General features: G+C 46.0%; 16 protein-coding genes. 11 read left to right on the top strand and 5 right to left on the bottom strand.

The genetic code is table 11. The features are described 5' to 3' along the window. Positions 1–27: 27 nt before the first annotated feature. Both C0638_RS06195 and C0638_RS06190 read right to left on the bottom strand, forming a co-directional pair. A complete protein-coding gene (locus tag C0638_RS06195) occupies positions 28–573 on the bottom strand; it encodes a GNAT family N-acetyltransferase (RefSeq protein ID WP_025674379.1) in 546 nt (181 codons plus the stop codon). A gap of 261 nt (positions 574–834) precedes the next feature. Beyond that, a complete protein-coding gene (locus C0638_RS06190) occupies positions 835–1,410 on the bottom strand; it encodes a hypothetical protein (protein WP_058711936.1) in 576 nt (191 codons plus the stop codon). Positions 1,411–1,628: 218 nt separating this feature from the next. Here C0638_RS06190 and C0638_RS06185 point away from each other — a divergent pair, with 218 nt between their 5' ends. From C0638_RS06185 to C0638_RS06160, 6 genes are all read left to right on the top strand, one after another. Continuing rightward, a complete protein-coding gene (locus C0638_RS06185) occupies positions 1,629–2,042 on the top strand; it encodes a GntR family transcriptional regulator (RefSeq protein WP_013368976.1) in 414 nt (137 codons plus the stop codon). Next, positions 2,039–2,752, top strand: a complete 714-nt coding sequence (locus tag C0638_RS06180) for an ABC transporter ATP-binding protein (RefSeq protein WP_025674383.1) — start codon at positions 2,039–2,041, stop codon at positions 2,750–2,752. The genes C0638_RS06185 and C0638_RS06180 overlap by 4 nt, the downstream gene beginning before the upstream one ends. Then, on the top strand, positions 2,749–3,516 hold the full coding sequence (locus C0638_RS06175) for an ABC transporter permease subunit (protein ID WP_025674385.1): 768 nt from the start codon (positions 2,749–2,751) through the stop codon (positions 3,514–3,516). The genes C0638_RS06180 and C0638_RS06175 overlap by 4 nt, the downstream gene beginning before the upstream one ends. 39 nt (positions 3,517–3,555) lie before the next feature. Further along, on the top strand, positions 3,556–4,041 hold the full coding sequence (locus C0638_RS06170) for a CcdC protein domain-containing protein (RefSeq protein ID WP_058711937.1): 486 nt from the start codon (positions 3,556–3,558) through the stop codon (positions 4,039–4,041). A 355-nt stretch (positions 4,042–4,396) separates the two neighbouring features. Then, the gene (locus C0638_RS06165; protein WP_058711938.1) at positions 4,397–5,614 is read left to right on the top strand and encodes a stalk domain-containing protein; all 1,218 of its coding nucleotides are present in this window, start codon (positions 4,397–4,399) and stop codon (positions 5,612–5,614) included. Positions 5,615–5,703: 89 nt separating this feature from the next. Beyond that, complete coding sequence (locus C0638_RS06160) at positions 5,704–6,381, top strand: hypothetical protein (protein ID WP_233902288.1); 678 nt, start codon at positions 5,704–5,706, stop codon at positions 6,379–6,381. 91 nt (positions 6,382–6,472) lie between these two features. On the opposite strand, the gene C0638_RS06155 is transcribed toward C0638_RS06160, so the two are convergent. From C0638_RS06155 to C0638_RS06145, 3 genes are all read right to left on the bottom strand, one after another. Then, positions 6,473–7,477: a LacI family DNA-binding transcriptional regulator gene (locus C0638_RS06155; RefSeq protein WP_058711939.1), complete on the bottom strand. Its 1,005-nt coding sequence runs from the start codon at positions 7,475–7,477 to the stop codon at positions 6,473–6,475. A gap of 166 nt (positions 7,478–7,643) precedes the next feature. Then, positions 7,644–11,084 (bottom strand): GH36-type glycosyl hydrolase domain-containing protein, encoded by a 3,441-nt coding sequence (locus C0638_RS06150; RefSeq protein WP_102163387.1) that lies wholly within the window; start codon positions 11,082–11,084, stop codon positions 7,644–7,646. Positions 11,085–11,097: 13 nt separating this feature from the next. Continuing rightward, entirely contained in the window at positions 11,098–13,272 is a 2,175-nt protein-coding gene (locus C0638_RS06145; RefSeq protein WP_082689667.1) for a glycoside hydrolase family 3 N-terminal domain-containing protein, read from the bottom strand. Positions 13,273–13,776: 504 nt separating this feature from the next. On the opposite strand from C0638_RS06145, the gene C0638_RS06140 reads away from it, so the two are divergent. The 5 genes from C0638_RS06140 to arfA all read left to right on the top strand — a co-directional run bounded on the left by C0638_RS06140 (position 13,777) and on the right by arfA (position 19,594). Next, positions 13,777–15,030, top strand: a complete 1,254-nt coding sequence (locus tag C0638_RS06140) for a sugar ABC transporter substrate-binding protein (RefSeq protein ID WP_040102342.1) — start codon at positions 13,777–13,779, stop codon at positions 15,028–15,030. A 36-nt stretch (positions 15,031–15,066) separates the two neighbouring features. Further along, entirely contained in the window at positions 15,067–15,951 is an 885-nt protein-coding gene (locus C0638_RS06135; protein ID WP_058711942.1) for a carbohydrate ABC transporter permease, read from the top strand. Between the two features lie 18 nt (positions 15,952–15,969). Further along, on the top strand, positions 15,970–16,824 hold the full coding sequence (locus tag C0638_RS06130) for a carbohydrate ABC transporter permease (protein ID WP_013368987.1): 855 nt from the start codon (positions 15,970–15,972) through the stop codon (positions 16,822–16,824). Positions 16,825–17,049: 225 nt separating this feature from the next. Beyond that, the gene (locus C0638_RS06125) at positions 17,050–17,832 is read left to right on the top strand and encodes a hypothetical protein (protein WP_058711943.1); all 783 of its coding nucleotides are present in this window, start codon (positions 17,050–17,052) and stop codon (positions 17,830–17,832) included. Between the two features lie 247 nt (positions 17,833–18,079). Next, entirely contained in the window at positions 18,080–19,594 is a 1,515-nt protein-coding gene (gene arfA / locus C0638_RS06120; protein ID WP_013368995.1) for an arabinosylfuranosidase ArfA, read from the top strand. The last annotated feature ends 334 nt before the right edge of the window (positions 19,595–19,928 follow it).

The raw sequence follows: 19,928 nt of genomic DNA, 5'->3' as shown, positions 1-19,928 counted from the left end.
GAAAGATCCTGTGGAACAGGATCTTTTTTAGTTATGAAATCTTCCCATGATTATGGTGTTGTAGTATTGACCATCTGAGAGAATCTTGTCGTTTTTTAATAACCCTTCGATTTCAAACCCATGCTTTTTATAAAGCTCAATAGCTTTATTATTGGTTTCCAAAACTTGTAGAGTCATTTTCTGGATACCGTTGGAGTCTGCCCAGGAAATAGATTTTTTCAAAAGATTCGTACCGATTCCATAACCCCAGAAATCCTTTAGTACACACACACCGAATTCAACTTTATGAGCGAATCGACGCAGAAGATGACCTTCACATCTTGAAAATCCAACGACTTTATCATGAACGACCGCAACTAAAAATAGATTTTTGGCATGCTCTGTATCGGCTTTAATAAGCTGTTCAAAACCGGATGTACTTATGAATGCTTCTCCCTTCTCTCTGTCTAAATTTTCAGTCTCTCCATCAATTAGCACGCGGATTTCCGACAAGTTCATCGCATCCTGAATCATAGCCGATCTGATGGTATAGCTTACTCCTTGTACATTAAATTCCTGTTTATTTATTTTCATTACATACTCCCTTTACCTGAATCAGGATAAAAAATGTGATCTCTGGTTTATGTTAGTTTACCACATATTGTATGTAATGCATGAAAAATAAGCCTGTCCTCTTCTGTTGTATCGCAGTAGAGGACAGGCTTATTCATTCTCGATCCGTACAGGGAAGCCGGATGGAGATTTTATTATTATGGAGTGGCTGTATCAGATTAACAAATGGTTTTTACGAATATGACTTATCGAGCTACAGCTTTTGGAAAACAGAAGCTGTAGCTATTTTTGCTTAGCAGAGGCTTTAGCTGTATTTGTTTTGGCGGGAGCCTTGGCCGCCGCATCTGTTTTAGCAGGAGCTTTACCTGTTTCTCCTTTAGCCCCGTCTACTGGTGGCTTAGAGGGCTTAACGCCATTCACCATATCGGTAATCATTTGCTTCAGGTTGGAAACACGTTGATTATATTCGCTTGCGGTAATCTTGCCGTTTTGTTTTTCCGTAGCGAGTTTTGACTTCATATCCGAAACCATCACATCAATCACGGAGTTTACGCTCACGCCTTGTGCTTTGGCGATCGTAGCAAGGGATTTACCGGCTTTCAGCTGTGTATCCAACTGACTGGAGGACAATTTTAATAGTTTCAGGAGAGCCTTGTTCTCAGCATAGTTTCCTCCTGCGATTTGTGGACCGTTAGCATCGCCGGGGTTTCCCTTAGGTGCCTGTGCTTTGTTTGCAGTGGAGGCCTTATCAGGTGTAGTTGAAGCAGCATGGGCTGCGCTTGTGGAGTACAGCGCTCCGCCTCCTAAAAATGCCAACGCCAACGTTCCGGCCAAAATTGCTTTCTTGGTGCTCTTCATCTTCATTTTCCACCTTTCGGTTATGGTTTGTTTGGTACGTGATACATCATAAGGGATTAACTTGAATGCTATCTGAGCGCAAGCTGAGCATTTACTGAATGAAATTTGGATGGCAGGACTAACTAACATTTTAACGAATTGTACTTGTATTAAGTGTGTTAAGTGATATAATACACTACAGGCACGTTAGATACAGCTGAATTAGGGGGAAAACACCCATGGAAGAACAACGGGTTGGCTCGTTCCGATTTTTAATTGACTTTAGCCAGCCATTATATGAACAAATATTAAATCAAGTACGAAGCTCCATTGCTAAAGGGGAGATCGAAATGGGAAGCAAAATGCCATCTGTTCGTGATCTGGCGCAGGAATTGCGTATGAATCCGAATACCGTGATGCGGGCGTATCAGGAGTTGGAGCGGGACGGATTGACTGAGAAGCGGCGCGGCCTGGGTACGTATGTAACTTCGTCCAGTGAGCGGATTGCCAGCTTTCGGGAACAACTGGCTATGACGTATATAGATCAGTTTCTCGGACAGATGAGCAGCCTGGGATTATCCTGGGAAGATGTACAGCAATATATAAGAAACCGACAGGACGGAGATCACGAGGAAGGAGGCGAAAAGGCATGACAGAGTCTGTGGTAACCGCAAAGAAGCTGATAAAGCAATATGGAAATAAAAAAGCATTAGACCAACTGGATGTCGTCATTCCGACAGGACGTATTGTAGGTGTGCTTGGGCCCAATGGCTGCGGGAAGTCCAGCTTCTTTCGAGCCATCACGGGGTTGATTCAGCCGGATGGGGGCGAGCTTCAGGTGCTGGGCCAACAGCCAGGCTGGGAAACCAACCGGAATATATCCTATCTTCCTGACCGGGCACGCTGGTATCCCAATCATACAGTTCAGCAGACGCTGGAATGGGGGAAGTCCTTTTTGCCTGGCTTCAATATAAAGGATGCCTATAAACTTGCTGACCATATGGATGTGGAATTGGAGCTAAAGATGGCCGGGTTGAGTCGCGGACAGGAGGCACGTGTGCTGCTGATTCTGTGCCTGGCACGAGAAGTACCGCTTATGATCCTAGATGAACCTTTTGTAGGCATAGATGTTCTCTCTAGAGAAGCGATCGTAGCTGGGATTATTGATTATTTGGAGGATCGGCAACAATCCATACTCATTAGTACACATGATATTCAGGAAGTGGAAGGCTTGTTTGATTACACGGTCATGATGGACCGCGGGCGAGTGATATGGTCTGGTGAATCGGATGATCTGCGTGCAGAGCATGGCTCGCTGAATCAGGTGTTCCGCAATTTGTACAAAAGGGAGTGGAAGGCGTGAATTCATCCGGGCTGTTCAAAGATTTAATACGCCATGAATTTCGGAATAAAGGAAGTTGGAGAAAGCAAAGCCGTAATCGACTGCCCAGATCGTGGAGACTTGTATATTTCTCACTATTTCTAATTGCGGCGTTCGCGATTTCCTTGTACTTCGCTCTTCACAACCAACTCGAATTGACAAGGCTGTGGTATGTCACCCTGGGCCTGCCGTACATGATCGTTTTTATGGGTGTGGGAACACTCAGAAGAGAATGGGAAAATGATACCTACGGCTGGTGGCTGACCCTTCCTTATCCGCGTATGTGGTTGATTAGCGCCAAATGGATTGCTGCTATTTTACAAACCATTGTCGTGATATTGATCCTGTTTGTGGTAGGTTCTCTATACGCGCTGTTTATCTCATCGACCATACAGGCTTATACGTTTGCGGATGCAGCGTCTTTTATGATAGCCGGCTTGAACTGGTTTGTGATGATTATTGGTTTTACGCCGTTGGTTATTGCGGTGGGTCTGCTGACGGCTAGTACCAAATACAGCACTTTGCGGCCACTTAGCCCGATTCTGTGGATTCTTTTGATGGGTGGAGGGAGTATCTTTTATTGGTCAGGCGATCAGCGGATTTATGAGCAGTTTGATCGTGTCCAAAACGGACATTGGTTTCCTTTTACCTGGCATTTCCCGGTTGCGGTGTTGATTAGTTGGGTTGCTGCATATGCATTGATCCGCTTGAACGCTTATTTGCTGGAGAAAAAGCTGTCGATTTAACTTTGAATAAATAACTATATATTAGAAAGGAATTTCACCATGACGACAATCTTTATTTATGCGTTGATGGCTGTTCTGGTGGGGCTAATGATCTGGTTGAGAACCAAGAGACGAAGGGGCCCGGTAAAAGGAAATGGATTCCGGATTTTGCTTCCCATGTTTATTGCTTTCCCAGCTATGATGATATCGGTATATCAATTGATGCATATTCCTGGTCAAACGTACGCGTTCCCCGCCTTTTGGGAACTGTTGGTTGCTGGGTTATTAGGGGCTCTGTTTGGCTACGTTATTTTGCTGCATACGGCCTATGAAAGACGGGATGACGGTCTCATCTATCCCAAGCCGAACCAATATTTTAAATATATTATTATCGCTATTATTTTGATTCGCGTTGTTCTGACCCAGTACCTCAGTAGTCTGGGTACGACCGAAATTAGCATGCTGGCCATTACGATGGCGCTGGTGTATATCTCAATCTGGCGAATTGGGAGCTTTATCAAGTTCCGGAGAACGTTGTCCGTATAACAATATTAATGAGGTTAACAGCGGCTTTCTATTCAAAAAGCGTCTATTCGCTTGGTGATAGGAGCCGTTTTTTTGAGCTAACTTTATTAGTGCATGTTATTCATAATAAAATTATGGAGAGTATCATACATTGTTATTGCTTTCCATATCCTTTATTCTAAGGTTTGTGGTTTGCGTGGCAACAGTCATAAGTATAAAAATTCAAAGGAGGGTTATTAAGGTTTCAAATGATTTAAATGGGGTTTAAAGTTAGATAGGGGGGAATGTTTATACTTCCGCGGTTAACTGCAACTATATTGGTTACATAAAATTTCATTTCATACTCTATTTTACAGGTTGAGAGGGGCTTACATTCATGAAAAAACATACGGTTACTGCTGCACTTGCTGGCTTGCTCGTTCTGTCTTCTGCTGTACCGGCTTTAGCAGCCGACGTAAAACCTGCTACGGGTATCCAGGTTTGGGTAGATGGCAAGAAGGAGGCTTACAAAATTGCGCCTATCGTGAGAAACAAGCAGGTGTTGATCCCCCTGAGACAGTTGGCCACCAGTTTAGGAATTCCACTGGACGCCAAGCATATTACATTCAATACGGCGCGTCAAAGTACGACGATTCGTTATGATCAAGCGACGGTTGTACTGGTATCCGGCAGTCCGGAAGCACAAATTAACGGGATTAAGGTACCACTGTCCACCTCGACCATCTTGACCAAGCAAGGGGTAACCTATGTGCCGGTCGATGTCGTCAAAGAAGCGTGGGGCAAGCAAGTGATTTGGGATCCGGCCAGCCAAACCTTACAAATCGGGGTGAGTAATAAGGATAAGGTTGTAGAGATTCTGAAAAGCTTTGAAACGGGTAATACGAAAGCAGCTGAGGCTTGGATCAGCAAAGATCAGTACATTCAGCATAATCCGAGCTTTGCTAGCGGGAGAGATGCCTTTTTGCAAGGGATTAGCCAATCGAAGGGAGCCAACGTGCTGGTTGAAGTCCAGCGGGTTATTCAGGACGGCAATGATGTAGCAGTACATTATAAAAAGTCTATTGCAGGGAAAACGAGTATTGGTTTTGATATTTTCCGCTTCGATAGCAATGGTAAAATTGTTGAGCATTGGGACAACATGCAGGACTCAGCTCCAACCAATCCAAGTGGACATACCATGATTGACGGAACAACACAAATCACGGATCTCAACCAAACCGAGACGAACAAAACGCTGATCCGCAAGTTTGTAGATGATGTGCTGGTTGGCAAAAATCGTGCAGCATTGGAAAGCTATTATAATGGGGATCAGTATATTCAGCATAATCCTCTTTTTGGTGATGGTGTATCCAGTCTGAAGCAAGCATTATCGGCAGCAGGTCAGGGAGCTTCTATTGGATATGATCAGGTGCATATGGTTCTTGGAGAAGGCAACTTCGTGCTGGTTGTAAGTGAATTGAAATCTCCTAAGGGGACTTCAGCCGCTGTCTATGATCTGTTCCGTGTAGAGAACGGCAAAATAGCCGAGCATTGGGATGTAGTTCAGGAGATTCCAGCTAAAACAGAGTGGAAAAATACGAACGGTAAATTTTAAAAAATGCACATATAGTGCGATCTGATTGGCACTGTCCAGACCGTCCGGTTCCTGTTAAAATGGTGCAAACATAGATCAGGGGGATGACGGTGAAAGACTTGAAGCAACGTGTGGGTTGCCTGCATGCGCATCACTCGAATATAGCTTATGTGGAACGGGCTTTTGCTTCTTATGAGGTGGAACTGGTACATTTTGTGGAACCGGGACTTATGCGCCGGGTCTCATCGGACCGGCACTTTTCTGCGGATGATGCCAGTCGCAAGGTAGAAGAGCAACTGAGTTGGATGTCTCAAAGCGATCTAGACGTTATTTTGATAACGTGCACGAATTATATTGCTTTGGCGGAGAAAGCTCAAGGGGCCGTGTCTACACCAATAGTCGCACTGGATGAACCCTTTTTTCATGAGATGTGCGATGATTTGCTACCACGAACCTTGGTATTTACGAATCCAGCTACTGTAGAGGGCACGATGAAGCGTCTTTATCATACGGCCACTCTATTAGGCAAGCCGGAACTCTCTTCACTGATAGAGGTCAAGGTGGTGGAGAGCGCTTTTGAACTGATTATGCAGGGACGTAAAGATGAGTATGAGGAATTGCTGGTTCGCTCATTGCATGAGCTGAGGAATGCTGATCCAAGCAGAGAGCTGGCTGTCGCACAGTTATCCATGGTTGATGCTGCTTTGCAGGTGGAGCTGGAGACAGGGCGGACGATTGCCAATCCCTTACGGTCGTTGGCGAATTTAATTAAGGTTTTGTTAGGTTAAATAAGCACAGCTAAAAGAACTTCCAACCCATTTTTGGGACAGTGGAAGTTCTTTTTTTGGAGTGGGTGGGTGGGGCACCTTTGGCTGTTCATCAGAGATTCTGTTGGTCCTGGAAGATGAATGCTGCGCCTGCCGATTCTCTTTGAACAAGCGTAACGTATAACCGTTCATGCTCCACGTCTTCCCCGGCAATGATTTTGAGAACCTGTTCGGCGGCTACAGCGCCCCATTTTCGTTTGGAATAGTCAATCGTTGTCAGCCGGGGCTGAATATATTGCGCCAGCTCGATATTATCAAAGCCGACGATATGAACATCCTTGCCAATGGTAAGCTCTGACTGAGCCATTCGATTATAAAAGCCTACGGCCATTTCATCATTGAGACAAAATACGGCTACAGGCTCCGAATCCTGGTCAGCCTGCTGCTGTAAAATGATCTCAGCCGCATGCTCGCCGCCGGATTTCTCGAAATTGCCGCCTATTTCGACCATCTCGGCGACACCGCTGCGTTCAATGGTCTGCTTGACCGCCTGCATCCGCTGCCAGGAATCATAAGAACCTTCTGGTCCGGTCACAACATATAACTTGCGGTGTCCCAATTCCAATAGATGCTCTATTGCAAGCGCGGCACCTGCTTTGTTATCCAGCAGCACCTGATTAATGTTAGGATGATTCAGTTCACGGTCCAATACGACAATTTTATGTCCCCGCTCGGCGTAGTTCAGTAGCTCCTGACTATCAAACGTCTGATCCAGTACAATGGCTCCGTCAATCATGCGTTCTGGCAGCATTCGATGTGATTGCTTTCCGCTGCATACAATGAGGTCATAGCCCTTGCGGTTCAAAATTTCCTTGATGCCGTACAGCAAATCTCCATAAACATCTCCGCGAAAATCAGTCAGGAATACGCCAATAATTTTGGTTTGCCTTTTTTTGAGATTCCGTGCGGCGGCATTTGGCACATAGTTAAGCTCTTTGGCAATGGCCAAAATACGTGCGCAAGTCTCTTCTGTTACCTTATCGCTACCGTTCAAAGCATATGAAACGGTAGATATGGAAACGCCCGCCTGTTTGGCGATATCTTTAATGCTGACCACAGCGTCACCTCCTTGTGTCCGTCTTATATCTGCTATTGTATATTCATTATTAACCACATATCTATTCCAAATGTCGTAGTTCTACATGCAAGCAGCAAAGGGCGATCCCGCAAGATCGCCATCCCTTTGTTGCCTATACCTGATTTCGCTTATGCATCATTCGATTTTATAAAATAATCTCGAGGCGGTGTATACCATCATGTTCTGCTAACGCCTGCTCGAAAGTCTCGCGTTTGATGCGTAAGGCACCGGAACGATAGCGATTATCATTGGCTGGCTCACTTTCCAGAGGAACACCGTTCAATACTGTACGGCCTTGCTCACCGCTCGTATGCTCTTGCAGCATGCGGTAGACGAAGGTGATTGGCTTTCCTGCAAAGGAAAATTTAAATTCCAATCCGTCGAGATCGTCCGGCAGCACAGGGTCCAGGATCAGGTCCTCGCCTGACTGACGAATACCAAGGACATTGGATATGAGCTGATTCATGTAGATTCCCGGACCACTGGAATAGATTCTCCAGCCACCCTTGACGGGCACGGCTCCTTCCCGCAGTTCACCAAAACGTTCCTGTGCTTCATAGCGGGTGTTAAATTTACCGTCCGAGCTGCTGAAATACGCGTTGCTTTGGCGCCATTCGGCATTCGGTACGGTCGCACGGATGCCGACCGGATTGATGAGCTTCAGGCTATGCCAAGCGTCATCCTTGCGTCCTAATTTGGCCATAGCTTCCACAAAGCGGATATGAGCATGCACATATTGCAGCCCCACTTCACGTCCGAAGTTGGCCGCTTGCTCTGCGCGCTTGAAGTGCGAACTCACACCGCCGTCATATTGTGCAGGGCGGTTCATCAGACGCACACCATCCGGGCAGAGGAACTGCTCGCGGATGAGCTGCTCGTGAGCCAATGCTTGCTCAGGCGTGAGCAACTGGCTAATCATGCTGCGTGTCATCGGCAGCAAGCGGTAGTGGATTCCCGTCTCGGTGTCGGACGGATGGAGCATCAGCTTGGGTTGACCGGGCTCCTCCATATATACGAAGCCTGGAATAATTCCGCTTTCCAGCATGTAGCGATTGAAGTCTTTACGGATGCCGTTCGCCATCTGATGTAGATCTTGTGCGATCTTATCAGCTTCGCTTACTACATCTGCAGGAGCTTGCTCCAACGCAGCAGCAAAGTTACGAACCACTTGGTAGGTGAGGGCAACCGTCCAGCTGCTCGCCATGTATTGCTTCAGCTGCGCATTGGCTGGCTGGAGCGTGTCGTCCCAATCGCCATCGCCATAAGCCGATAAGTACGTGTCATGCAGGAAATTTTCCCGAATATATTCGATTTCCTTCATAGCATGTTCCATGAGGGTCGCAGTCTGCTTGGTATAATCGAAAGTATGTCGATGGGTGTAAGGTACATTTTCTCCCAGAATACTGTAATCACAGGTAGCGGTCAAATAATCGCCCAGTACCTTAAGCGGCCAAACGATAATATCCCCATGGCTTTCTTCTTGCTGCACGTGAGTATAGTTGTCAAACATAAACCATTGCGGCCAGTTTCCGCTGTCTTCATACTGATGGCTGAATACAGTTAGCAAAATGGAACGAACCTCATCAAACTTTTGCACCGCCGAAAAATATTCCACAGGCCCCTGACATACATCGCGTGTTCCCCAGGCTGCTCCGCCGTATTGCTCCAGACCGTGAGGCACAGAGTAGTGGACGAGCATATTGTGGGTGTACCACCAGGCCACTGCGTTCACACGGAATAGCTCGCTGGTTTCCTGTTGGCCAAGCGTCAGATGGAAGCCATTCATAAGCTCGGCAAAATATTCCCGGTAGCGCTCACGCTCATCTTCAAAGGAGGCGTGAAGCTCCTTATGTGCTCGGTCCTTCCCGGTCGAACGGCCATGCAGCCAGCCCTGTACAGTGCAGGTCCATTCGCTGCTGTCGCCCAGTTCCAAAACGACCAGCGATGCATCAGGAGAGGCCCCACCCTGTAGCATCGCTTGAGCATCGCTCACTTGCTGTAACGAAGCGCCTGCTATGTGCATTCGGTACAAAAGATCCGGGTAAGCCTCGGCGCTTAGGGAAGCGGAATCAGCTCTAAAGAGCAGGTCGTCACCTTCGCGTTCCATATGAAACGGAAGCTCGTATTCGTTCACATGCATAGACATTTGCTGAGTGATCAGGAATGGGTAAGCTTTGCCGCTTGCCGAGCGCATGTGAAGCCGCACTTCTGGGCGATCGGCATTCGTATGGTTTGTAATAATGAATGTATCGTCAGCCGTTTTGTAATACCAGCGCACATAATTAAAGCCAATCTCGAACAGGGAAGGCATGGTGAGCAGGCGGTATTTTCCTTGAATTCCGACGTAGATACGTTGACCGGATGTCTTGGGAATATTGAGCGCATTACGCACGTTGGTGATCATTTTGTTGAAATTGGTATTACCGATCACGAGTTGGGAATTGAATACCCCGTACATATAGGAGGTGGTTGTAATGGTTTCTTCCTTACCTCCAGAGTAATGCCCACCCATTAAAATGTGCCCGTGAGGACGCTCTACACGAAGCTCTTTGGATTTGAGTACAACATGCTCATAGCTATCCGTAAAAAAGGAAAGTAGTTCATCGCCATCCCGTTCTTCTTCCTGGCGTTTCGGGAAAAGCTGATCCACTTCGGCATCGGTCAAGTCCAGCGTGCGCAGCGGTTCACCGATGGTTTGCGCTGTAGCTACACGTTCTGCCTGGAAGTCACTTGCGATGCGCGCTGGTATGATGGTCGCGGAAGCGTCCGCTAGAACGCCAACTACTTCATCGCGTGCTTTGGTTACCAGGTCCTGATACTCCAGCTTCGTCACTGCAGCCGGATGGCTCGGCTGGAACAGACCGTAAAACGTAAAGCGTGCTTCCCCGGCGAGTTTTACCCGCTCAGATTGCAGCGCTGTATAAGCGAATTCGTATTGATACACTTCATTGGCGAGCGAGTCGCGGCGCAGTGCTTCCGGCTCATTCGTTTCCTTGTAAGAAAGTCCAAAGAACTGAAATCCGTCAGTCGAGTATCCGACAGTACGGGTTAACGAGCCTTGTTGAATGTAAGGGAATGCCTGGCTTTGCGGCTGATTCTGACGTGAGCAAACGGTATAGCCTCTTTGTTCATCATGATAGACAGTATGGTCAATATATTGAGACAAATAAGCTTCATTACTGCGCACAGCAGCGGTATCGGCAATACCGATATCCTGACCGTACACAATATCTGCTTCAACGTCATCGCCCTGTAGGGTTACATCCCAGAACCATACTCCCAGGCGGCTTAGTGTGAAGGTCACCTGATAGCCTACACCGGTGGTGAAGCCTTCCCAAATAATCTGCTGATCCGTTTGTCTGATTACGCCGGGCGATCGAACTCCAAGCAGTGGAGTGATGCTTACGCCAGAAGGACGATACAGTCTCAGGTACAGATTGTTCAAGGAACCATCGACTGAATTGGTCAACAGTTGGTTGATCATCGTTGAGCCGTGAGCGATCTTGTACACATCACCGCTGCTTAAGAAGGTAAAAGACAGGTCTCCGGCTCGCAGCAAAATATTTTGGTCTAGACTTGTATTCATCAAAGGGAACGCCTCACTTTCCTGTTTCTTTTACTAACCGAAAACGGCCTTCTGTAGTATCTCGGCTGTTAGGTCCTGTAAAGACGGCAAATTCACCGCTGTCACTGTCGAAGCTCAAATCTGCATGATGATAGCGCAGCTGAGGCTCGGTCACTGTAAATTCCACTTCCTGGCTTTCGCCTGGGGCAAGCAGGACTTTGCAGAAATCTTTCAGTTCTTTCATTGGACGAACCGTATCACCGCTGATATCACGGACATAGAACTGAACCGTTTCCTCGACTGGACGTGTTCCTGTGTTCGTTACCTGTACTCTAACAGTCAGTTCTTGACCGGGAATAAGGGTATCGCCGGAAAGCTGTAAGCTGTCATAGGCTACATCGGTGTAGCTCAGGCCATAGCCGAACGGGAATAAAGGTTCGTTCGGTATATCTAGATACTGGGACACATAGCGTTCTGTCGTGTTCGGATCTAACTGTGGACGTCCTGTATTAAAATGATTGTAATACACAGGCACCTGCCCGACCGATTGCGGGAAGGACATCGTCAGACGACCCGTAGGTTCGGCATCACCGTATAACAAATCGGCAATTGCTGCGCCGCCTTCGCCACCAGGGAACCAGGCTTCCAGTACAGCGTCTGCTTCTTCGATGACACCGTGCAGATCCAATGGACGACCATTAAACAGTACGGCTACCATTGGTTTATTCAGTGTCTTCAGGCGCTTCACCAATTCCAATTGGGCCTGTGGCAGGCGAATATTCGAACGGCTGCCTGCTTCACCACTCATATCCGAGCGCTCACCAAGCGCTAATACGATGACCTCTGCTTGACTGGCAGCATGCAGAGCTTCTGCATATTGCTCCTCTGTTATGTCGTCTACAGAGCATCCTGCCGCTACGGTGAGCAGCGAGGAGGGTATTTTCGATTGGAATCCATCAACAACACGAATGGCTTCCTCTTGTGAACCGCTCCATGACCAAGAGCCCAGAATATCGCCGCTCTCTGCAAAAGGACCGATCAATGCAATACGTTGATTGGGATTCAATGGAAGCACGGAATCATTTTTGAGCAGCACGCATGATTTAATGGCTAGTTCTTTGGCAACCGCACGATGGGCTTCGCAGAACACAACTTCACGTTCACGCTCAGGGTCTGCGCCGCGTAGCGGATTCTCGAACAAGCCCAGCTTTTGCTTGAGCTTCAATATACGCATCACTGCTTCATCAACGAGGGCTTCATCCAGCTGTCCGCTGCGAATCAGCTCAGGCAGGTGTCCATTATAGCAGGAGGTCATCATTTCAATATCTACGCCTGCCAGCAATGCTTTCTTTGCTGCCTCCCGCTCATCTTCGGCGATGCCATGAGGAATAAGCTCTTTGATCGCGGCCCAATCCGAAATGAGTACACCGTCAAATCCCCATTCATCACGAAGCAGATCACGCATCAGGCGCTTATTGCCCGTTGCGGCTACGCCTTCTACGGTATTGAAGGACGTCATCACCATTTCGCAGCCTTCATCTAAAGCAGCTTTGTAGGAGGGGAGATAATACTCTCGCAGCTGCCATGCGGATACATCTACGGTATTGTAATCTCGTCCGCCTTCACCGGCTCCATATGCAGCAAAGTGCTTCACGCATGCGGCTACCCGCTCGGTATCATTCGTCAGATCTTTACCCTGAAATCCGCGCACAAACGCACGGGCAAATTGACTGTTGAGATAAGGGTCTTCCCCAGTGGATTCCATTACACGACCCCAGCGGGGGTCACGTACCAGATCGACCATAGGAGCGAATGTGACGTGAACACCAGATACGGCTGCTTCCCGGGCAGCGATAGTAGCGCTCTCTTCTGCAAGTTCCATATCCCATGAGCAACCAATAGCCAGCGGGATCGGGAAAATCGTTTTGAAGCCGTGTACAATATCTGCCATAATTAAAAGCGGAATACCCAGACGATTTTTACTCAAATGAGCCTGCTGAACACGAATCGCTTCCTGAGCTCCTGCAAGGCCGAGCACGGAACCAACATTGTGAACCGTTTGCTCGGTAATGCCGAGAGAAGCCATAGGACCAGTAATTTGGCCCTCTGTACCCGCTTCTTCAAAAAAGCCACCCACAAGCTGTAGCAGTTGGTCAACTTTTTCTTCAAGCGTCATGTTTTGTAAATAGGAATTCAGGTGTTGTTCCATCATAATCCTCCATAAGCTGTATGGTTGGTAGAACAGCTCTCTTTTTCAGATTCATGAGATTTTTTGGATAAGTTGATTCAAAAAAGTGCTGAACAGGCTAATAGCTAGTATAGAAGCATAATATTCTGTTGTATTATTAATCGAAACGTTTCTATTGTTGAACTCAGTTGGATTATATACGCTTTCAAATAGAGAGTCAAATGCAAAACGGAGGTCTTTTTATAGGATAAGTAGCGTAATAAAGATAAAATAAATGAAAAAAAGATGCGATTCTAAGTAAATAAAAAATAATATCCCTATTGAATACGGTTTCAATTTGTTCTATAATGACTATCGAAACGTTTCTATTGATGAGTATGGTCCTTAGGCTTTAAACATAATTGTTATAACGGTATGCTTTAACTGCTATGTATTTGCATGTATCAGAATTTTGCAAAACTCATGTACTTGAATCCGTTATTATATTGCATGATCGGTAAACAGATCATCTCGGGAGGAATTCGTATGATGAAAAGAACATTGGGGATCGTTTTGGCAAGCACCTTATTACTGGGGGGAGCGCTGGCAGGCTGTTCATCCAAGGATGATTCGTCAGGCAAAGATGCAAATGGTAAGACGACCATCACCATGTGGGGCATGGGAGCGGAAGGAAAGCTGCTGCCTGAGATCGTAAAAGATTTTGAGAAAGAAAATCCAGATATTCACGTTGATGTACAGGCGTTGCCTTGGGATAACGCTCATGACAAATTGCTCACAGCGGTTGCTTCAAAATCCGGTCCGGATGTTGTTCAGTTAGGTACGTCATGGGTGCCGGAATTAGCATCTGCGGGTGCATTAACAGATATCACGCCTTACATCAGCAAATACCCTGAGCTTGAAGCGAGAAATTTCTTCAAGGGCGCTGTGAGTACGGCTCAATTTGAAGGTAAACCGGTCGCCGTACCTTGGTACACTGAAACGCGAGTTTTATTCTATCGTTCGGACCTACTGAAACAGGTTGGATATAATGTAGCACCTAAAACGTGGGAGGAACTGTCCGATGCTGCTCAAAAGCTAGCGGCTCGGGGTAAAGGCAAATATGGTATCTCCTTTAGTGCAAAGGAGCAGTCCATGGGCTTTATGTTTGCTCTCCAGAACGGTTCCAAGCTGGTTGACGAGCAGGGCAATCCGCTATTTAACCAAGCACCGTTTGTAGATGCTGTGAAGTATGTAAATACCTTTTTCCAAAATGGCTCTAACGCAGTGGATATTGGAATTGATTCCGTTCAAGGTTTGCAAGGCGAGGGTATTGTTCCAATGTTTATCAGCGGTCCTTTCATGATTAAAGAAATCAAGAGCAAGGCACCAGAATTGGAAGGTAAGTGGAATATAGCGGAGCTTCCTGGCAAAGTAAACAACCTGTCCGTTTTGGGTGGAGCCAACCTTTCAATTATGAAATTCAGCAAGCACCCAGAGGAGTCGGCCAAATTCCTGGCTTACATGAGCAAACCAGAAACACAGCTGAAATGGATGGATCTGTCCAGTAACTTGCCTGCGACTACTAAATCGTGGGAAGATGCCAAACTGAAGAGTGATCCGATGCTTCGGACGATTCGCAAACAGTTGGATCATTCCGCAGCATTGCCGCAACTGGCCGCATGGGAAGAGGTTTCTCAACAATTCATCAAGAGCTTCGAACGTATTTACCGCGGTCATGCCGATGTACAGAAGGAAATGGATGACTTTAATCAGCAGGCTGCAAGTATAATGAAAAAATAATGATCCATATCCGTCATTGTCAAAGGGAGTGAAGGCATGAAAGGAAGCTCGCAGAAGCTTGCGCCATACTTGTTTATCGGTCCCTCCATCATCCTGTTAACGCTGTTTTCGTTGTTGCCGATACTACTGGCGCTCGTGATCAGCTTCACGGATATGGATCTGTCCGGACTCGTTAATTATGAAAGTATTCGCTTTATAGGATTGGAAAATTATACGAACGTGCTTTTGGACCCTTCCTTTTTGAAGTCCATTGGTAATACGTTGTTCTTTGTCATCATTGGTGTTCCGTTGGTGCTGATATTTTCGCTCAGCATCGCGATCCTGATTAACATGGGTAAATCACGTGCTTTCAAAATATTCCGCGTCGTGTTCTATCTGCCGTCCGTAACGAATGTAGTTGCGGTCGCAGTCGTTTGGAGCTATCTGTATAATCCGACGCTTGGATTATTCAACTACGTACTTGGTCTGATAAATTTAGGTCCCGTCCCATGGCTGACCGATCCAACAGTAGCGAAAATTTCGCTGATTGTGTTAGCGGTTTGGCGGGGCATCGGCTTAAACATGATTATTTTTATTGCGGCTATTAAAGGGATTCCGGGCTCTTATTATGAAGCGGCACAGCTTGACGGGGCCAATACATGGCAGCAAATTCGTTATATTACGCTTCCGCAGCTTCGTTACGCTATTTTCTTCGTGTCCATCACAACGATGATCGGCTGGCTGCAATTTTTCGAGGAACCTTTTGTCATGACCAAAGGGAAACCGCTGGACGGCACGCTAACGGCATCCTTGTTCATTTACAATAACGGCTTCCAATTTAGTAAATTCGGGTATGCCGCGGCGGGATCGTTCATTCTATTCTTCGCGATCATCGCGGTGACGCTGATTCAGTTCCGTTTGCAAAATAAAGCGGAGTCCTGATAGAGAGAGGTGATGAACGTGAAAACAGCTGTTCAGCAAGCCCGCGCCAATACGCGCAGTGGTGAAAAAACATTTCAATGGTTCGTGGCGATTCTCCTGACTGTGGGAGGTCTGTTGATGGTGCTGCCTTTTGCGTGGATGATTTTATCCTCCTTTAAGACAGAGGGCGAGGTAACCAAAATTCCTCCAACCATCTGGCCTGAGCATTTTACACTGGATAATTTTAAAATCCTATTCGATAGCATGGCGTTTGGAACCTATCTGACGAATACGCTGATCATTGTCCTAGCTTCCTTCTTCGGATTATTCCTTAACGCCATGGCGGGTTATGGTTTTGCCAAATTCCAGTTTAAGGGCAAGGGCTTCCTGTTCTATTTGGTGCTGGCAACCATGATGATTCCAGGTCAAGTGACGATGATTCCCGTCTATTTGATTCTGAACCAGATGGGGTTGACCAATTCTATGCTGGGGATTGTCCTTCCTGGATTGGTGGGCGCGTTTGCGATCTTCCTCTTCCGGCAGTTCATGTCCGATATCCCAGAAGAACTGCTGGAGGCGACACGACTTGATGGAGCAGGTGAGTTCCGCACTTTTTTACAAATCGTGCTACCCATTTCGACGCCGATTATCGCGGTACAGGCCATTCTGACCTTCATCGGCGGCTGGAACAGCTTCTTATGGCCGCTCATTATTGCGAACGATGAAAAGCTGTACACCTTGTCCGTCGGTCTGTCACTGCTCAAGGGACAGAACGAAAGTCAATTTGCCCTGCAAATGGCGGGCTCGACCTTCATGGTCGTTCCGATCATGATTATCTTCATTATTTTCCAAAAGTATATTATCGAGAATTATACGATTTCGGGGATTAAGTAATAGTATAAGTGTGAATGCAGATTACTCACAAATTGAACAACGGAGCCTCTCTTTGAAAGAGGGGCTCCGTTATTTTTTTGATTCAAGATATCTTTATATATGAGTTAGACAATATTGATGGGATAATGTGCGAATATGAAAAGTGATGATAAAATATACAAAAACATACAAAAAAACCGATATACCTCTAGAATTACTATTTAGAAGAGAAATGGAGGTTTTAAGATGAATGTATCTTTTACATCATCTCACCAATCGCCGTTCCACACCACAGATAACAACCGACTTGAACTACGGCATCCCCTTTCCCCTCAGGCTGAAAGGAAGAGTATAGGCAAGCGGCAAAACAAGATTATTCAGCAATTAATAGAGCAGAAGCAAAATCTGATGGAGAGGCGTTCGGACTATATAAGTAATGCTCTAAAACGTGGCCTCGGTTCGGAAGCTGTAAAAGCCGAAATGGAAAAGATAGATAAGCAGATTCAACAAATTGACGAGAATATTCAGAAGCAATTAATAGAAGAACAAAAAAAAGCATTTGGAATGGATGAGGAAAGTAAAAAAGAAGCCCAGGAAGATAAAAAGGAACAATATACGCACAAGACTGCAGAGGAGCAGAAGCAAAGTCTCATGACTTATACGATGCATAGTATTGTATCAGCAAACAACCAGCTAAAGAATTCCAAAATCACTAAAAGGGCACAAATTACATTAGAAAGCGAAGCTAAAGGTTGGGAAAACACTAACCCTTCAAGATCAACTACTTTGCGTGAGAAGGCAGAAGGCCTTAATGGGAAAATTATGGAGATTGCCTCAAATATCAATGAGTGCATTAGAAAAGCAGTGAATGAGGAAGCGACGATAATAGATCGAGATGAATCAAAGGATGAGAAAGAATCAAGTATAGAGGTTGGTAGGGTGTGGACTGAACAAGAGATCAATGCCTATGTGGATTCGGCTAAAGACGAAGCTAAGAATGCAGGTGTGAAGATTAATATTGCAGTTTAATCGGACTATTATTGCTATTTAGTAAAGAGGCTATTTGCTCAATAGGTTTGTTTATAAAATGAAGTGTTCAAAAATACGTAACCAAATGCTTATCGTTTATTATTAAATAGTTAATACATATATTAAGTATTTAATAATAATATTGACTATGCTAATTACGGTGTGTTATATTGGAAGCGTTAATAAAATGGCTTGTTAATTTTAGGTACAACAAATTTTATTTTCGCATTCAGAGAGGATGGTTTAGGTGGCAGCAGCTGTAAAAGCAAAGATGATTGTAGACAAATCTTTTCGTATTGCTGAAGTCGATAAACGCATTTATGGTTCTTTTGTAGAGCATCTCGGGCGTGCTGTATATGGTGGTATTTATGAGCCTACTCATTCGACTAGTGATGAAAGCGGTTTCCGCAATGATGTTAAAGAACTGGTAAAAGAGCTGGATGTTCCTATTATACGCTATCCGGGCGGCAATTTTGTATCCGGTTACAATTGGGAGGATGGTGTCGGCCCTGTTGCATCCAGACCTAGACAGTTGGAGCTGGCGTGGAGAACAGTGGAGCCGAATGAAGTAGGAACGAATGAATTTTTTAAATGGGCCAAGGATGTTGGCTCTGAAGTAATGATGGCGGTAAATCTGGGTACGCGTGGAATTGATGCGGCGCGTAATCTGGTGGAATATTGCAATCATCCAGGAGGCTCCTATTGGAGTGATTTACGTCGTAGTCACGGTATAGAGCAGCCACATAAGATTAAAACCTGGTGTCTTGGCAATGAGATGGACGGACCGTGGCAGATTGGGCACAAGACAGCGGAGGAATATGGCCGTCTGGCTGTAGAATCTGCAAAAGCCATGAGGCTGATTGATCCTGACATTGAACTTGTATCCTGTGGAAGCTCCAGCTCCACGATGCCGACGTTCCCGGAATGGGAGGCAACCACACTGGATCATACGTACGAGGTAGCCGACTATATTTCCCTGCACCAATACTACGGCAACCATGACAATGATACGGCTAATTATCTGGCACGTTCCATGGACATGGATCATTTTATTCATACTGTCATTTCGACTTGTGATTATATCAAAGCGAAGAAACGTAGCAAGAAAAAAATGATGCTCAGCTTTGACGAATGGAACGTATGGTACCACTCCAATGATGCAGACAAAAAAATCGATCCATGGTCTGTGGCACCACCGCAGCTTGAGGATATTTACAACTTTGAGGATGCATTGTTGGTGGGCAGCATGTTGATTACGTTCTTGCGTCACGCGGACCGTGTAAAAATGGCTTGCCTGGCTCAACTGGTCAACGTTATTGCGCCAATCATGACCGAGAATAACGGAAAAGCGTGGAAGCAAACGATCTTCTATCCGTATCTGCATGCTTCCCGTTATGGTCGCGGGGTATCACTGATGCCTGTAGTGGATTCCGAAAAATACGATTCCAAGGACTTTACGGACATTCCTTATCTGGATAGCGCTGTGGTTTATGATGAAGAGGGAGACGCGCTGACTGTCTTTGCAGTGAACCGTCACTTGTCTGAATCGCTGGAGCTGACGGTAGATGTACGTAGTTTCGAAGGCTACCGTATTGTCGAGCATACCGTGCTGGAGCATGATGATCTCAAAGCGACCAATAGCCCAGCTGGAGAAAAGGTTACGCCTCATAACGGTGGCAATGCCAAGCTTGAAGACGGAATTGTAAAAGCTCATTTGGGCAAAGCCTCGTGGAATGTTATCCGTCTTGCTAAGTCTCATTAATTCTTTTATATAAAAGGAACGGACTGGGTTATACCTAAAAAGCCCGCATTCTCTCTTGTAAGGCTACTACAAGAGCAGGAATGCGGGTTTTTGTATAAAAATGAGCCATTTGTCCCTCCATCGATATAGTGCTCAAAAGGAAGAGGTAATTCCAATAAATATTATATTTATTCCTAAATTTAACTAGGCAAAGATGATCCTTAATCACTAAGTGTTCGTGCCTCGTACATTTTTATGAAGTTAATTAGACCCAGTGCCCACCCTCCTGGGTGAAAAAAGACCCTGTTGTACCGTTGTCAATGAATTGATATCTGAAATGAAGGTGTGTAATCCG

The organism is Paenibacillus sp. lzh-N1, from assembly GCF_002872435.1.
Lineage (GTDB): Bacteria > Bacillota > Bacilli > Paenibacillales > Paenibacillaceae > Paenibacillus > Paenibacillus polymyxa_C.
The sequence above is the reverse complement of the archived record's forward strand: the minus strand, read 5'-3'. Positions and strand labels throughout refer to the sequence as shown.

Coding starts and splice junctions, on each gene's coding strand:
- C0638_RS06185 (WP_013368976.1), top strand. CDS start 1,629: ATGGAAGAACAACGGGTTGGCTCGTTCCGATTTTTAATTGACTTTAGC.
- C0638_RS06190 (WP_058711936.1), bottom strand. CDS start 1,410: ATGAAGAGCACCAAGAAAGCAATTTTGGCCGGAACGTTGGCGTTGGCA.
- C0638_RS06170 (WP_058711937.1), top strand. CDS start 3,556: ATGACGACAATCTTTATTTATGCGTTGATGGCTGTTCTGGTGGGGCTA.
- C0638_RS06135 (WP_058711942.1), top strand. CDS start 15,067: ATGAAAGGAAGCTCGCAGAAGCTTGCGCCATACTTGTTTATCGGTCCC.
- C0638_RS06180 (WP_025674383.1), top strand. CDS start 2,039: ATGACAGAGTCTGTGGTAACCGCAAAGAAGCTGATAAAGCAATATGGA.
- C0638_RS06150 (WP_102163387.1), bottom strand. CDS start 11,084: ATGAATACAAGTCTAGACCAAAATATTTTGCTGCGAGCCGGAGACCTG.
- C0638_RS06165 (WP_058711938.1), top strand. CDS start 4,397: ATGAAAAAACATACGGTTACTGCTGCACTTGCTGGCTTGCTCGTTCTG.
- C0638_RS06145 (WP_082689667.1), bottom strand. CDS start 13,272: ATGGAACAACACCTGAATTCCTATTTACAAAACATGACGCTTGAAGAA.
- C0638_RS06125 (WP_058711943.1), top strand. CDS start 17,050: ATGAATGTATCTTTTACATCATCTCACCAATCGCCGTTCCACACCACA.
- C0638_RS06140 (WP_040102342.1), top strand. CDS start 13,777: ATGATGAAAAGAACATTGGGGATCGTTTTGGCAAGCACCTTATTACTG.
- C0638_RS06195 (WP_025674379.1), bottom strand. CDS start 573: ATGAAAATAAATAAACAGGAATTTAATGTACAAGGAGTAAGCTATACC.